Origin of the sequence: Allobacillus halotolerans (assembly GCF_018967645.1) — a bacterium.
In the GTDB taxonomy this organism is placed as follows: Bacteria; Bacillota; Bacilli; order Bacillales; family Alkalibacillaceae; genus Allobacillus; species Allobacillus halotolerans.
This window is the reverse complement of record NZ_JAHLZF010000013.1, coordinates 15,961-31,698: the sequence shown is the minus strand read 5'-3', so window position 1 is coordinate 31,698 and position 15,738 is coordinate 15,961. Positions and strand designations below refer to the sequence as shown.

Here is a 15,738-nt window from a genome sequence, read left to right as displayed (position 1 = left end):
GGTCATCCCCCATGTGCGTTACTTTTAGCTGCTTCATGAAAAACTTCGGCAATGTCTTCATCCAATTGAACGGTTCTCGGTCGGATCGCATGCGGAATGAAATACTGTTTTTGATTCATCGTCACAAACAGTGCTTGTTCATTTTCCTCGGTCATCTTCCAGAATGGATGTTTAATGAACTGTGGCGTCGTATGGCCAACACCGATTTCCAAATAAAGCACCTTTTTGTCCTTGTTTTCATCCAAAAATTGCTCATAACGTTCTTTTTGTTCATGGAAATGGCCATCTTCCACCATCCCCTTCTCCTCGGTCCGTTTATTGACCTCAAGTGGCGCACCACATTCCGGACAATACGGAACCAAATCGGCAGGGACCTTCATATCAGATTGTTTCTCAACCATTTCACGAATCAAATCTTCATTTTGATACGTCTGCTGGTGACAATGCTCCGTACATTGCCACAATCCATACTCCCCCTGAATCCGAAAAACTTTGTCCATATCATATTCGGCGGCATAAAAAGCATTATCGGCATTGGTCGTAATGACATGATAGTTTTTATCCTTGAGCATTTCTTTCATATCGACATAAGCAAGTCCTGCAGGCTGGTCAAAATAATTCAATAAGCTGAACCGACTTTGAAAAGCCCAATACTCCTGCCAGTCTTCGAATTCAAAAAGACTTGCCTGCAACATATCGAAGAAGCGATATTTTTCGATAAAATCAGGAAACGCGTCAGTGAACCGTTTTCCTACATATGTAAAACCCGTCGCAGCAGACATTCCCGCACCAATCCCGACGACGACCGCTTCCGCTTCATCGATCAGACGGTTCAAAACATCCGCTTGGGATAAGGAAGATTCATGCACGGGTGTCTGCCAAAATTCATTTCGTTGTTGCATACTAATCTCCTATTCATTCGTTTGTAGTAATCGTTGATAGATGGATAAATCCTTCTCTGAAAACACATTGAAAATAACGTTTAGTTGGGATTCATTTTCCCTTAAATAATCGTTGACCGTCTGGATGGCAATCTCGGCTGCCCGCTCATTCGGAAAGTTGAATTCACCCGTAGCGATACAACAGAAGGCAATGGAATCCATTTCTTTTTGGTCGGCCAAAGCCAAGGTGGATTGATAACAGGATGCCAACAACTGTTCCTTGATCGGCGAAACTCCACGTTGGTCGATGAATGGACCGACCGTGTGGATCACATAGGATGAAGGTAGATTATACGCATCTGTCAGCTTTGCTTTTCCCGCAGCTTCTTTTCGACCTTGTTCAGTCATAATGTCGTGACAGGCTAAGCGCAGCTGCACACCAGCTCGCGTATGAATGATATTATCAATGCAGTCATGATTTGCTTGCGTGCAGCCTAACAGCCGACTATTTGCCGCATTGACAATCGCATCGACTGCAAGCGTCGTAATATCGCCCTTCCAGAGATAAATCTGCGGTTGGACCGGTTTCAAATCACCTAATCGCGTAATTTCTCGGTCATGATTCCACTTGGTTAAAAAAGCATCCTGAACTTCGACGAATTCATCAGTTACAGGCTTTGGTTTGCGAATATTGCATAGTCCTCGAAACAACTCGAATTTATCTGCAATCGAATTAGCCTCTACCTGTGCCAACTCGTGACCATTCGGATTTTCTTCCAATAAATAACCGATCAAATAATCTAACCGTTCATTTTGATTCATCGTAGACTCCTATGCATCTTCCAATTGGTTAAATTCAGCTTCATCCACATCCGATAATTTAATCAACCAGTTCTCTTCCGTTTTCGCAGAGTTCAATAGCGCTGGCTCACTCGTTGCTTTCTCGTTTCGCTCGACAACTTTACCTGTTAGCGGCGAATACGCTTCAAGGACTGTTTTTGAAGCTTCCAAATTCAAAATTGGATCATCTTTTTTCACATTGTCTTCATTGACGAACTCAACGAATCCAACCGTGCCGATATCATCTTGCAATTCCGGCGTCATGCTTACTGTATACACATCATCTTGTTTTTCAATAAATAAGAAATTCGCTCTTTTTTTCATGGTAAAAAGCCTCCTCTGAGATCGTTAAGTTATACAAATTTCAGTATAACATAATCGGTTTTACAAGCTGAGCAAGACGCTTTAAAGTGGTGAGTCTTGTAGGATAACATCTTTGAAGAAAAATGTTATAGTAAAACTAGATTAAAATAATACACTATGGAAGGTAATACATATGAAAACATCCGAACAGTTCAAACCTTTATTTGAAAACATTAAACTACCAAATGGTGTTCCATTAGATAATCGTTTTGTTTTATCCCCGATGATCACGAACTCCTCAACCGTCGAGGGCTATGTGACTGAAGAGGATTTGGCTTATGCCAAGCGCCGTGCAGGTTCCGCCCCACTGCAAATCACGGGCGCAGCTTATATTGAGGAGTATGGACAGCTATTCGAATATGGATTTAGCATCGATGACGACCGAAGTATCGAAGGCTTAAAGAAACTCGCTCAAGCGATGAAAAAAGACGGTGCGAAAGCGATCATTCAGCTAACGCATGCTGGGCGATTTTCGAAAATTTCATTGAAGGATTTTGGCGTAGTATATGGACCGAGTAAAATGGAGTTGAAAACGCCAATTGAACACACGGTTTTACCGATGACCAAACGAAAAATCAAACACGTCATTAACCAATATGCTGACGCCACTCGTCGTGCGATTGCGGCTGGCTTTGATGGCGTAGAAATCTCAAGTGCCCAGCGGCTATTGATACAGACGTTTTTTTCCACATTTTCTAATGAACGTGAGGATGAATACGGACCACAGAATCTTGAAAACCGTTCACGCTTCGGGGTCGAAGTAATGGAAGCCGTTCAGAAGGTCATTGATGAAGAAGCACCAGCTGATTTCATCCTCGGCTTTAGAGGCACACCGGAAGAAACGCGAGGCAACGATATCGGTTATAGCGTGGAAGAGTTCATTGATTTTATGAACCGAATCATGGATGTTTCGACGATCCATTATCTGGCGACGGCCAGCTGGGGGAAAAACATATATAAACAAACGATCCGTCAAGGAAAATTCAAAGGTGAATACATGAATCGCGTGATCTATGATCATCTATCCGATCGCGTACCAATCATGGCAACCGGCGGCATCAATTCACCCGAAAAAGCGATGGAAGCCATGGAATTTGCGGATATGGTCGGCATGTCCACCCCATTCGTAACAGAACCTGACTTTGTCGCGAAACTTCGAGAAGGGCGCGAAAATGAAATCGACTTAGGCTTTACAGCAGAAGAAGTTCCTGATCTAGCTATCCCTGAAAGAGCTTTTAAAGATATTGTGGAATTGATGGATATCGGTGGATCGCTTTCTAAAGAGGCTCGCGAAGAGTTACGGAAATTATATTAATTGCAAAGTCGTAACTGCCCTAGTAGATAATGTTTTTTGCTAGGCGATCATTCACTTCCCTCAATAAAACATATAAATTTTGACTATAAAAAGTGGTCAATCACTGTCCGTCAAACTGGCTTTTAGAGACGAGCCAAGAAAATATAATCCAAGCTCGTCTCTATCGTTTTTATACCTCACTATAAAACCAAACTATTACTGACAATTCATCTAATATATTGCATATTCCATTAGATAGATTTTTCATGTATACTATAAATAAACTAAAAAAGTATCTAGAGAGGAGAAGTAGGATGCCAGTACCTGCAAATCACTCCAAACCTGTTCGTCAGTCAGCAAAAGAAAGCGCATTCAATCAGATTCAACAGTGGATCATCGAAGGGACACTGCTCCCTGGCGAAAAACTGAATGATTCCGAAATAGCCGAATCGCTAGGTGTCAGCAGAACCCCTGTCCGTGAATCACTACAGCTTTTGGAAGTGCAAGGATTTGTCAAAATGTTTCCCGGAAAAGCAACACAGGTTACCGAAATCAAACGGGATGCCATTAATGACCTTCTCCCTCCATTAGCGGCATTACAAGCATTGTCAGCTGAACTCGCCATTGAACATTTGACGGAAGAACATGTTTCACAACTAAAGCAGATTAATGATCAGTTCGCTCAAACCATTCAATCCAAAAATGAATATGCAGCCTTGAAGGTTGATGAGGAGTTTCACCAAGTAATCGTTGACATAGCCAGAAATCCATATATTCATAACGTACTAGAATCGTTACAAGCACATGTCCGCAGACATTTCTTCTATAACTCGATTGTATTGGAAGAAAAATCAATCGAAGAACACGATCAAATTATTGAAGCCATGAGGAAAGGGAATAAAGAAAAAGCCTCCGCCACAATGAAGGAAAATTGGCTTCGAACGTTAAAAGAATTTGAATGATTGAATATAGAAAAACCGGCTCCTATTGAGGAAGCCGGTTTTCGTTTGTTTAATTTTTAGGAAGCTTGTTGTGCTGCAGGCGATTTATCAGGTTGCAAACGACTGATGACGCCTGTTACGACGATTACCACAACTGCTGGCAGTAACCAGCCAAGACCCTGATCGTAAAGAGGTAGTGTATTTTCAAAGAAATCCACAATCGGTTGCATCCAAGCAAACTCAACTCCGATTGATTTACTTAGAGATTTCAAACCATCAAAAATACTAATCAAAAACGTGACGGCAATTGTTGAACCATAAACGACTCTTGAATGCTTGAACAATGGAGATACGAATGTCAAAATCATCAAGACAATCGCCAATGGATACAAGAACATCAAGACTGGAATGGAATACGTTATGATGTTTGTTAGTCCGAAGTTTGCGATCACAAACGTAATCGTTGCAAAGAAAACAACCAAGGATTTGTAACTGAACTTCGGAAATAGCGTATTGAAATACTGTGCATTCGCTACAGTCAGGCCGATGGCTGTCGTTAAACATGCCAAGGTAATCGCAACCGCTAACAGGACAGAGCCAAATGTACCAAAGTAATGAGAAGCCGCTCCACTTAGTACTGGACCACCATTATCGAAAATCGGTAGAACTTGGGTACTAGTTGCGCCAAGGTAAGCAATTCCTACATAGATCGATCCTAATAGCAAGACCGCAATACTTCCCGCTTTAATCGTTGTTTTAAGAATGTCTGTTTTCGATGTGACACCCATGGAACGAATAGCATTGATGACGATAATCCCGAACACTAATGACGCCAAGGCATCCATCGTATTATAACCTTCGAGGAATCCCGTTACGAAGGCTCCGCTTGAATAAGAATCTTGCGGTGCTTGAATCTCACCCATCGGACTAACAAAAGCTGTAACCAATAGGATTGCAATTAAAGCCACCAATCCAGGTGCCAGCATTTTACCAACTGTATCAACCAATTTCCCAGGTTTTAATGAAAAGAATAGAACAATTGCAAAGAATACTAACGTAAAAATAAATAACCATAATTGTTGAGACGATTCGCTGACGAAAGATGAAAAACCAACTTCAAATGCAACGGTTCCTGTACGAGGAGATGCAAAGAACGGTCCAATCGTCAAATAAAGTAAAGATGTAAAAAACACGGCATAAACCGGGTGTACTCGTGTTGCAAGTTCTTGCAAGTTACGGCTCCCGGAAAAACTCATGGCGATGATTCCAAGAAGAGGTAAACCTACTCCGGTGATCAAGAAGCCAATTGCTGCTGGCCAAAGATTCGTTCCTGCGTTTTGACCCAAGCTTGCTGGAAAAATCAGATTTCCAGCTCCAAAAAATAGTGCGAATAACATAACTCCAACGGCTGCGTAAGATGAAAAAGATAATTTCACGATAAGTTTCCTCCTAAGATGATTAGTTTTAGCAATATGCAATATATCGGATAAAAATATCATACTACTTCCTTAAGCAAAATGCAATATATTACAAGAATTTTTCGACAATTTTATCTATTAAAAAAATCATGAAGTAGGATCGGTCGTCGCCTTTATATCTGCTTTCTTTGATATATGGTACACCGTTTGCCCTTGGAGCCCTCAGCACGTCCGATAAGTCCTACTAAGGCAAGAATGGTCAAAACATTAGGAGCGATTAACAAGAATACTTGTGGAATATCTTGCAATAATGGGATCCCTCCACTAACCACACTTAAACTTTTTGCTAAACCAAAGAACAGCGCAGCACCCATTGCACCGAATGGATGCCAATTACCGAAAATAACTGCTGCTAAAGCCATAAATCCTTTCCATTGTTGAACCTGAAGTTAGATGCGATGGTAACAACCAGTACTGTTAAAAGCTAGTTTCAAGTGATATAATACCGTTCAGAGACAGTCTTAAATAGACGGATTACAAGGGGATGAGGACAAATGACGAAAATCGAAACAGAAATACCTAAAGGCGGCGTTATCATGGACGTCGTGAATGCTGAACAAGCAAAAATTGCAGAAGCCTCAGGGGCAGTCGCGGTTATGGCACTAGAACGTGTACCTTCAGATATCAGAGCAGCGGGCGGTGTTGCACGTATGGCTGACCCGACAATCACTGAAGAAGTGATGAATGCTGTATCCATTCCTGTCATGGCGAAAGGCAGAATCGGCCATATTGTAGAAGCGCGTGTTCTTGAAGCAATCGGTGTCGATTATATAGATGAAAGTGAAGTTCTCACACCAGCAGATGATGTATTTCATTTAAAAAAATCAGATTACACAGTACCATTCGTATGCGGGTGCCGTAACCTCGGGGAAGCAGCACGCCGAATCGGAGAAGGGGCTTCCATGCTTCGGACAAAAGGAGAGCCCGGGACAGGCAATATTGTAGAAGCAGTCCGCCATCTTAGACAAGTGCAAGGAGAAATTAGACAGCTTGCCTCGATGTCCGAAGATGAAGTGATGACATTTGCGAGAAATATCCAGGCACCCTATGAGCTGCTTTTGACAATTCAAAAAGAAGGTCGTCTGCCTGTCAATAACTTTGCAGCAGGTGGTGTTGCAACACCTTCTGATGCCGCGTTAATGATGGAGCTTGGTGCTGACGGAGTATTTGTCGGCTCAGGTATTTTCAAATCCGATAATCCACAAAAGTTTGCAGAGGCGATTGTACAAGCAACAGCTAATTATAAGGATTATAAGTTAATTGCTGAACTTTCAAAAGACCTAGGTACTGCGATGAAAGGCATCGGTACTTTGAGCGAAGACGAACGAATGCAAGACCGAAGTGAATAAACAATCTAGTATGTAAGAAGCCAGTTACCGATACTTCGGTAACTGGCTTTTTTCATATTTTGAATATGTGTTTATAAAAGGCCAATCGTCTTAATATTGATCGATCAACTCACGGACCTCATCGATTGTTTCAGTCGTCATCAGTTGTTTCCTTAGCTCGCCGGCTCCTAAATACAATTAGTTAAACAAGTTTACTTAATAATATTTTCCTATTATAATTACATTGAATATTCATAATAATGTAATAGAATGGGTTTTTTCTTATAATTAGTTTAGTACACTGGGGATTACAATGGAATTTATGGCACAAAATTTGATAAAATTCGTTATTATTAAGGAGCTATACAGATGAGTAATGACATTTTTGAGGTTTGGCAGCCCATATCTACATCATACGAACCACCCCTAAACCTTATACAGATTACACACTACCCGAATGTTGAAATGATTATAGATACAAATGACAACCATCAATTCAAGCTCTCCTATTCTTTCCATGAAGTGCTTGCAATTAGAGTGACACCTGAAGCAAGTCGCGTTGATCTCAGTATACCCACACAGAATGCGATACAAAAATATTTAGGTGGTTCAGAAAAAGGACCTTTGACCAATTTTCTTTTTTTCAAGTCCAACAAATCAGGTTTTATTGATTGGTATGATACTCTCCCAACACTTGGGAGTACCGATATACATTTAGAGCATCATATCTATTTAATGGATCAGATTATCGAAATAATAAGCGAAAATGAACCTACTGTAGTGCAAATTAAGTAAGTATAGCTTAAGGAAGCATTAATTATTGCTTCGGTAACTGGCTCCCTCTCCATTGTTAGACTTACCTAAAAAATATCTCGCGCCAAAACCGTATCTGAATAAAAAAACACCTCTTCTCTTGAAAACCAAAGAGAGGAGATGTTTTAGTTAATCCATATATTCGTTGATCAACTCACGAACCTCATCGGTCGTTTCAGTCATCATCAACCGATTTCGTAATTCACCTGCGCCGCGAAATCCTTTGACATATATTTTGAAGAATCTCCGCAATGTCTTGAACGGACGTGTTTCCATCTGCTCAGCATATTGATCAAATAAATCGAGATGTAATCTCAATAAATCCAACGATTCCTTGTGTGTATGCTCTTTCTTTTCTTTTTCAAACGCGAATGGATTTTTAAATATCCCTCGTCCGATCATGACACCATCTACACCGTATTGTTCAACGAGTTCCAAACCTTTCTGACGATCTGGAATATCACCGTTAATCGTCAGCAATGTATCCGGTGCAATTTCATCTCGAAGCTTTTTAATTTCCGGAATTAATTCCCAGTGCGCATCGACATCGCTCATCTCTTTTTTTGTACGGAGATGAATGGATAGATTGACGATATCTTGTTTCAAAATATGCGTGAGCCAATCTCGCCATTCATCAACGCGTGTGTAACCGAGTCTTGTTTTCACACTGACCGGCAGTCCGCCAGCTTTAGCCGCTTCAATAATCTCGGCCGCTACATCCGGACGGCGTATCAGCCCACAACCTTTACCGTTTCCTGCGACATTTTGAACAGGGCATCCCATATTAATGTCGATTCCACGAAAGCCTTCCTTCGCCATTCCTATACTCATTTCTCGGAAATACGCTGGCTTATCACCCCAAATATGTGCGACAATCGGTTGTTCGTCCTCCGTATACGTCAGACGGCCACGAACACTTTGTCTTCCTTTTGGGTGGCAATAGCTCTCTGTATTCGTAAACTCTGTAAAAAACACATCAGGCCTTGCCGCTTCACTGACGACATGTCGAAAAACAACATCTGTTACATCTTCCATCGGTGCTAATATAAAAAATGGCCGTGGTAAATCACGCCAGAAATTTTCTTTCATATTGAATCTCCTCGTTCTTTCGTTTGTATTCGCTGGTTCGCTATTTAAGATTCATTTATACCATGCTTCATTTTAATCATTAAATCCAAGAATATCAACAAAAAAATGATGATGCATTTTACTATTTCTGTTTCTTTCATTTCATAGGCTAACCATTTACCTACGACTTTCATCTGCTTTTTCTTCCTACTTAAGTATCAAGTGCAACAAGAACGTTATTACTTTCTTATCATTTTCTGATTATTAACAGGATTCTTTTCTTTATGACAGAATACATATGACAGAATACATACAATCAACCACATGAAAGGAAGTGATTGGATTGAAACAATTCAGGCTTTTGAGTATGGTTCTTGTTTTACTCATGGTTTGGACAACACCTGGCCTAGCAGCTAATCATAATGGAAATGGAGGTTCTGCCCACGCATTTGACAATAAAATCATCAAGAAGATTGATGAAGACCGAATCTATGAACACGTGTCACATCTTTCAGAAGAAATTGGTCCACGTGGTGCAGGTACAGAAGCTGAGCTTGAAACCGTTGATTACCTGGTAGAACAATTCGAAAATTATGGTTACGAAGAAGTCAATGTACAAGAATTTACTTTCCTATCAGGAGGAAAAGAAGTCACTTCTTATAATGTTGAAGCGGTTAAAGAGCCGAAGAAAAACCATGACTCCGGCCAACAAATTATTATTGGTTCACACCACGATTCAGTTCCTTGGGGGCCAGGCGCAAATGATGATGCATCAGGTACTGGTGTCTTACTTGAATTAGCGCGTGTATTCTCAAAAGCTCCAACAGGTACAACCGTTAAGTTCGTCGCTTTTGGAGCTGAAGAATATGGTCTATGGGGTTCCAGAAGATATGCCGAAGCAATGTCAGAAGCCGAAGCCGAACAAACAGTAGCGATGTTTCAGTTAGACATGGTTGGTAGTGCGGATGCAGGGGATTTAGTTATGTTTACAGCTGATGGCGAACAAAATACAGTAACAGATCTTGGAGCTGCAGCTGGATCTCGAGTTAGCGAACTCGTTCCATACAGTGAACTTGGACGAAGCGATCATGTTCCATTTCATAATTTAGGCATTCCTGCGGCACTATTTATTCACACACCGCTTGAACCTTGGTATCATACAGAAGAGGATTTAATTGATTATATCAGCAAAGAAAAAATGCTCGATGTAGCAAAAATAGTCGGATCAGCCGTTTATCAAGTTGCAAGAAAGGATACACCTGCTCTTGAGCGTTCTGCAGTCGCACCTGTGCCTGTAGATTACTACTATGAAGAGCCGAATTTATAAAAGTTAAGATATTAAAGCCCGAACGATTTAAGTATATAATAAATCGTTCGGGTTTTATATTTGAATGGCATCAAGTAATTTGTTTCTACCGACAGGTCATAAGACGACATTTACCATAAATCGCAGTGCCCTCCATATTGCAGATTCTGTGGCCGTTTTTTATTTTAGAAGTTATATTGCATTGAGCCCGATAATTAATAAGCTAACTCTTTCGTGGGAGACCTAACTTCAACAGTGAGCGGTCAATCTTCAGCAGTCAGAAGCTAATCTTCAGCAGTCAGCAGGCAAACTTCAACAGTAAGTAGGCAATCTTCAGCAGTCAGAAGCCGCTCTCGCTTCATATCTGTTTATATCATTATCTTGCATCAACATTTTTATATCTCAGTTTCATTTATTTCACTAAGGTATTGGTTTTTTTCTCCTCATTCACTTATCCATAAAGAAATCCCCATAAAAGTAGATGCCGTACGCTCTACTCTTATGAGGATCTAATGGTTGCTTCATTTTATTTTGTGCTTACAGGTTCACCTTGTTCTTCTTTTGTTTCCACAGGGTTTCTAATGAGGTGATCAAAAGCGCCTAATGCTGCGGTCGCTCCTGTTCCCATTGAAACGATAATCTGATTGTAGAATACATCCGTACAATCACCTGCTGCAAAAAGACCTGGAACATTCGTAGAACCTTGTTTGTCAACGATGATCTCACCGATACGGTTTTTCTCGACTTTATCGCCAAGCCAACCTGTATTAGGAACAAGACCAATTTGAACAAACACACCTGCTAAGTCAATTTGCTTTTCTTCCTTCGTCTCAAGGTCGATATACTTCAGTCCTTCGACTTGATCGGATCCTGTGATTTCAGTAGATTGAGCATTTTTAACCACAGTCACATTTGGAAGTTTAGCTAGGTTGTTTTGTAGCACTTCGTCTGCTTTCAATTCTGAAGAATATTCAAGAACAGTTACGTGGTTTACAATGCCTGCAAGGTCAATTGCTGCTTCTACACCGGAGTTACCGCCGCCGACAACAGCAACGTCTTTACCTTCAAACAGTGGACCATCACAGTGTGCACAGTAAGCAACACCTTTGTTCGAGAATTCTGCTTCGCCCGGAATACCAAGCTTACGCCAGCTCGCTCCTGTTGAAGCGATCACTGTACGGCTTTTCAGAACCGCACCGTTTTCAAGCTCAATCTCAAACATGTCTTTTTTCTCGATACCACTTACACGTTGTAAGTTGATGATATCAATTGGGTAATCTTTCACATGTTCTTCAAGGCTTGCAACGAGCTTTGGTCCTTCCGTTTTTGTGACACTGATGAAGTTTTCAATGCTCATCGTGTCTAACACTTGACCACCTAAGCGCTCCGTGACAATTCCTGTACGGATACCTTTACGTGCTGCATAAATAGCGGCACTTGCACCAGCTGGTCCACCACCGACAACGAGTACGTCGAATGGATCTTTGGCAGATAGCTCAGATGCATCTGGTCCACTACCAAGCTTAGCTAAGATTTCTTCTGCAGACATACGTCCGCTACCGAATTCTTCACCATTTAACATAACAGTCGGTACAGCCATGATGTTTTTCGCTTCCACTTCTTCTTTGTTTGTCGCTCCGTCAATCATCGTATGGGAAATATTTGGATTAAGAACGCTCATCATGTTTAATGCTTGTACGACATCTGGGCAGTTATGACAGCTAAGGCTTACGTACGTTTCAAAGTGGTACTCGCCTTTGACTTCTTTTGCTTGGTCAATAACACTTTGGTCGACTTTAGGCGCTCTTCCACTGACTTGCAATAAAGCCAATACAAGTGATGTAAATTCTTCACCGAGTGGAATGCCAGCAAATGCAATCCCAGTGTCTTCACCAACACGATTTACAGTAAAACTTGGTGTTCTTTCTAAGCTTGTCTTTTCAACCGTTATTTTCGATGACATGGAACCTATTTCATTCACAAACTCTTCCATTTTATTTGACACGTCATCTGTGTCCACACTGAGTTTTAAAACAATATCGTCTTCGAGCAGCTGAAGGTATTGTTCTAATTGTGCTTTAATATTTGCTTCAAGCATGCTTATCGCACTCCTTAAATTTTACCTACTAAGTCTAGACTTGGTGTTAATGTTTCAGATCCTTCTTCCCATTTAGCTGGGCAAACTTCGCCTGGATTCTTACGCACGTATTGTGCTGCTTTAATTTTATCGACAATGATGCTTGCGTCACGGCCAATTCCATCTGCGTTAATTTCAACTGTCTGAATGACACCATCTGGGTCAATGACGAAAGTACCGCGATCTGCAAGACCGGACTCTTCATTTAATACATCGAAATTACGAGAAACAGTACCTGATGGATCACCAATCATTGGGTATTTGATTTTACCGATTTTTTCAGAGTTATCGTGCCAACCTTTGTGTACGAAGTGAGTATCTGTTGATACGGAATAAACTTCTACACCTAGGTCTTTCAATGTGTCATACTGTTCTTGAAGATCTTCAAGCTCTGTAGGACATACGAAAGAAAAGTCTGCAGGGTAAAAACAAACAACGCTCCACTGACCTTTTAAGCTCTCTTCTGTAACGTCTATAAATTCATCGTTTACAGGGTGATAAGCTTTCGCCTGAAATGGTTGTACTTCTTTTCCGATTAATGACATAGTAATTATTCCTCCTAATAGATATTTATTAATAATAATTACAATCAAATACATATTATAATAAACCCGCAGAACTGTCAACAAGTACGGTCGTTATGCAACAATGTTTAAACTTTGGTCACAATTTTTATTCGTTTAGTATCATTAATTAGTCATGTTAATTGAGAATTTAACGATAAAATAACCTAATCCACCTATGATTTTGACCTTATATCATAGCATTCCACGTAAAAGAATTCATAAACACCAAAGTGGATTTGTAAATAAATCGTAAGGTCTGACTTCTCGATTATTGTAATATAATTTGGCTATTTTATACTCAGACAGCTTCAGATTTATTTTTCGTTGTATGGTGTCGACGTTCAATAAAAGATAATACGGTTTTAAACCTTGTGAATGAATAAGCAAATACTGGGCTTTGAACGAATGTAAAAATAAGTGTAAACCAAAACACAGGCCCTCCGAGAATCAATCCTAGAAGTAGGATAAAACTTTCAACGATGATTCGCACTCTTCCGATTGGTGCATTTGTTTTGTCTGCAATGGATAACATAAATCCATCTCTCGGCCCTGACCCGACCTGAGCCGAATTATATAATCCGCCACCGATACCCATTACGACCATTCCGCCGATCATGATAAGTGAATCTGTCCAAGTGAGGCTCGCGTTCGGCAGAAAATCAATCCACAGAAATAAATCGACAAAGGCACCAACCAGCACACCGTTCAAAAATGTCCCTAATTTAATATAGCTTTTATCCAAAAACCAAGAGACGATGATTAAAATTAATGAAATGATAATTGCCCAGGTACCAATGGATAACCCCAATTTTTCAAATAGCGCAACAGCAAGGACGTCCCATGGATGAATTCCCAGATGTTGCATACTAAGTGCTATTGTAATTCCGTAGCTAAATGTAAGTAAGCCGATAAAATAAAACAGCCAACGTGTGACAAACATAAACATCTTGCTTCTTCCTTTCTTTCTCTCCTACATCTATAATAATACGAAACAACTGGATAAGAAAGTTTGCAGATTATAGATGGAAGATTGAAACGGATGAACGACAGATTGTTTTTCAACACATCAAAAAACCTCTCGAAGTACTTTATTCGAGAGGTTAGTAATTGTTATCTTGTTATGGCGTCACGGAGTTGTCGTTTTAGAATCTTTCCGCTAGCGTTTCTCGGCAATTTGTCGACGAGTTCAACATGTTTCGGTACTTTGAAGCTTGCAAGGTTGTCTTTCACATGTTGAATGATTTCGTCTTCAGTAACCTGATCTTTTGTGACGACAAATGCGGTCACCGCTTCAATCCACCTTTCATCGGGAACACCGACGACCGCGACTTCTGCAACTTGAGGTAGTTCGTAAATACAATCCTCAATTTCTCTCGAAGCTACAACGACACCACCCGTATTAATGACATCTTTTACACGGTCAATGACTTCGATATAACCTTCTTCATCCATTTTCACAAGATCACCAGAGTGGAACCATCCGTCTCTAAATGCTTCGCTCGTTGCTTCTGGCTTATTCCAATAACCTAGACATAAATGCGGGGATCGATATACGATTTCGCCAAGCTCACCAACAGCAACATCCTTACCTTCCGAATCAACTACCCGTGTTTCGACGAAAATAAGCGGACGTCCTGCTGAACCTGGACGGTCTTCATGTTCTTCAGGAAGTAAAACCGTACAGGCTGGTCCCATTTCAGACTGGCCAAACACGTTGTAAAATCCTAATTCAGGAAGATGGTTTTGCAGTCGTTCTAAAATTGGACCTGGCATGATCGAAGCACCGTAATAGGCTTTTTTCAATGTACTTAAATCATGTTTCGTAAAATCTGGGTGATTCGCTAAAGAAACCCATGCCGTTGGCGCCGCGAAAAATGAAGTGATTTCGTCTTCTTCTATTGACTGTAGAACTTGATCAGGCACAGGAGCTTTCAACACTTTGTTCCAGCCACCAACCATTAAGGCGGGTAGCATGAAAACATGCATTTGTGCAGAATGATACAGTGGCATACTATGAAGTGCTCGATCCGATTCTTTAATATCTAGTCCTTGGATACAACTTACATAGTGATGAACTAATGCCCGATGTGTCATGATCGCACCTTTTGGATTGGAAGTCGTTCCAGATGTGTAAAGCAGCTGGGCAACATCCGTATCCTCCACTTCGAAAGCAACCTCTGTAGAATCCTCATGTTTCGTCGTCCACGCTAAAATATGATCTTCAAAGTAAATTACTTCTTGATCGTGATTGTTCTCGGTCTTTTCGATCTCGCTTGCAAGATCGCGATCGGCAACAACCAATGTCGGGTCTGAATCACTTAAAATATAGTCTAGCTCCGCCCCTTTCAGTTGAAAGTTTACTGGTACGTGAATTGCCCCTAAGCGAACCGCCGCCAGATAAAGTAATACATATAAGTCGGAGTTTTTTCCATACGCAGCAACACGTTCTCCCTTGTTCACACCTTGGTTTTGTAATTCGAGAGCTACACTGGTGACTGCTTGATCTAACTGTTCATACGTCCACGTTCTTTCCCCATAAATGATTGCCGTGTGGTGCGGAGTCCGTTTCGCTGTCCGTTTGACTGTTTCAGCAATGGTGTTGGATCTCATTTCATCTCCTCCATTTCGTTATATAAACTTAAATTCAAAAACTTTAGTATTATCAGAATTATTTGATTTAATTTTAGCTCAAAAATGTCTAACCTGCAATAGTTGGTCAATCT

At 40.8% G+C, this 15,738-nt stretch carries 15 protein-coding genes and 1 pseudogene; 5 read left to right on the top strand and 11 right to left on the bottom strand.

Annotated features, from left to right (window positions below; translation table 11 throughout):
- Positions 1–2: 2 nt before the first annotated feature.
- The 3 genes from KQ486_RS09545 to KQ486_RS09535 are packed head-to-tail and all read right to left on the bottom strand — an operon-like array spanning position 3 to position 2,045.
- Positions 3–902, bottom strand: a complete 900-nt coding sequence (locus KQ486_RS09545; RefSeq protein ID WP_216687470.1) for an SIR2 family NAD-dependent protein deacylase — start codon at positions 900–902, stop codon at positions 3–5.
- 9 nt (positions 903–911) lie between these two features.
- Positions 912–1,703, bottom strand: coding sequence for a protein-ADP-ribose hydrolase (locus tag KQ486_RS09540; protein ID WP_216687469.1), 792 nt, complete (start codon positions 1,701–1,703; stop codon positions 912–914).
- Between the two features lie 9 nt (positions 1,704–1,712).
- The gene (locus KQ486_RS09535) at positions 1,713–2,045 is read right to left on the bottom strand and encodes a glycine cleavage system H family protein (protein ID WP_216687468.1); all 333 of its coding nucleotides are present in this window, start codon (positions 2,043–2,045) and stop codon (positions 1,713–1,715) included.
- Positions 2,046–2,217: 172 nt separating this feature from the next.
- On the opposite strand from KQ486_RS09535, the gene KQ486_RS09530 reads away from it, so the two are divergent.
- Positions 2,218–3,399, top strand: coding sequence for an NADH-dependent flavin oxidoreductase (locus KQ486_RS09530; RefSeq protein ID WP_216687467.1), 1,182 nt, complete (start codon positions 2,218–2,220; stop codon positions 3,397–3,399).
- 293 nt (positions 3,400–3,692) lie between these two features.
- Positions 3,693–4,340 carry a GntR family transcriptional regulator gene (locus KQ486_RS09525; protein ID WP_216687466.1) on the top strand — a complete coding sequence of 216 codons (648 nt, stop codon included), beginning with the start codon at positions 3,693–3,695 and terminating at the stop codon, positions 4,338–4,340.
- A 56-nt stretch (positions 4,341–4,396) separates the two neighbouring features.
- Here KQ486_RS09525 and brnQ read toward each other — a convergent pair whose 3' ends face one another.
- Complete coding sequence (brnQ, locus tag KQ486_RS09520; protein ID WP_375713327.1) at positions 4,397–5,755, bottom strand: branched-chain amino acid transport system II carrier protein; 1,359 nt, start codon at positions 5,753–5,755, stop codon at positions 4,397–4,399.
- Positions 5,756–5,915: 160 nt separating this feature from the next.
- Positions 5,916–6,168: pseudogene (locus tag KQ486_RS09515) on the bottom strand (ABC transporter permease); the annotation flags it as partial.
- Between the two features lie 123 nt (positions 6,169–6,291).
- On the opposite strand from KQ486_RS09515, the gene pdxS reads away from it, so the two are divergent.
- Both pdxS and KQ486_RS09505 read left to right on the top strand, forming a co-directional pair.
- Complete coding sequence (gene pdxS, locus KQ486_RS09510) at positions 6,292–7,146, top strand: pyridoxal 5'-phosphate synthase lyase subunit PdxS (RefSeq protein WP_216687464.1); 855 nt, start codon at positions 6,292–6,294, stop codon at positions 7,144–7,146.
- Between the two features lie 348 nt (positions 7,147–7,494).
- Entirely contained in the window at positions 7,495–7,920 is a 426-nt protein-coding gene (locus tag KQ486_RS09505; protein ID WP_144163652.1) for a hypothetical protein, read from the top strand.
- Between the two features lie 147 nt (positions 7,921–8,067).
- Here KQ486_RS09505 and KQ486_RS09500 read toward each other — a convergent pair whose 3' ends face one another.
- Together KQ486_RS09500 and KQ486_RS14555 are read right to left on the bottom strand one after the other, a co-directional pair.
- Entirely contained in the window at positions 8,068–9,027 is a 960-nt protein-coding gene (locus tag KQ486_RS09500) for a tRNA dihydrouridine synthase (RefSeq protein ID WP_144089194.1), read from the bottom strand.
- A gap of 44 nt (positions 9,028–9,071) precedes the next feature.
- Positions 9,072–9,200: a hypothetical protein gene (locus KQ486_RS14555; RefSeq protein ID WP_274236832.1), complete on the bottom strand. Its 129-nt coding sequence runs from the start codon at positions 9,198–9,200 to the stop codon at positions 9,072–9,074.
- Between the two features lie 149 nt (positions 9,201–9,349).
- Here KQ486_RS14555 and KQ486_RS09495 point away from each other — a divergent pair, with 149 nt between their 5' ends.
- A complete protein-coding gene (locus tag KQ486_RS09495) occupies positions 9,350–10,333 on the top strand; it encodes a M28 family peptidase (protein ID WP_246569273.1) in 984 nt (327 codons plus the stop codon).
- 505 nt (positions 10,334–10,838) lie between these two features.
- Here the strand turns inward: KQ486_RS09495 and ahpF are convergent.
- From ahpF to KQ486_RS09475, 4 genes are all read right to left on the bottom strand, one after another.
- On the bottom strand, positions 10,839–12,410 hold the full coding sequence (gene ahpF / locus KQ486_RS09490; RefSeq protein ID WP_216687463.1) for an alkyl hydroperoxide reductase subunit F: 1,572 nt from the start codon (positions 12,408–12,410) through the stop codon (positions 10,839–10,841).
- Between the two features lie 14 nt (positions 12,411–12,424).
- Entirely contained in the window at positions 12,425–12,994 is a 570-nt protein-coding gene (ahpC, locus tag KQ486_RS09485; RefSeq protein WP_216687462.1) for an alkyl hydroperoxide reductase subunit C, read from the bottom strand.
- Positions 12,995–13,313: 319 nt separating this feature from the next.
- Positions 13,314–13,961 (bottom strand): YczE/YyaS/YitT family protein, encoded by a 648-nt coding sequence (locus KQ486_RS09480; protein WP_246569272.1) that lies wholly within the window; start codon positions 13,959–13,961, stop codon positions 13,314–13,316.
- 164 nt (positions 13,962–14,125) lie between these two features.
- The gene (locus KQ486_RS09475) at positions 14,126–15,625 is read right to left on the bottom strand and encodes a fatty acyl-CoA synthetase (protein ID WP_216687461.1); all 1,500 of its coding nucleotides are present in this window, start codon (positions 15,623–15,625) and stop codon (positions 14,126–14,128) included.
- Positions 15,626–15,738 lie beyond the last annotated feature (113 nt).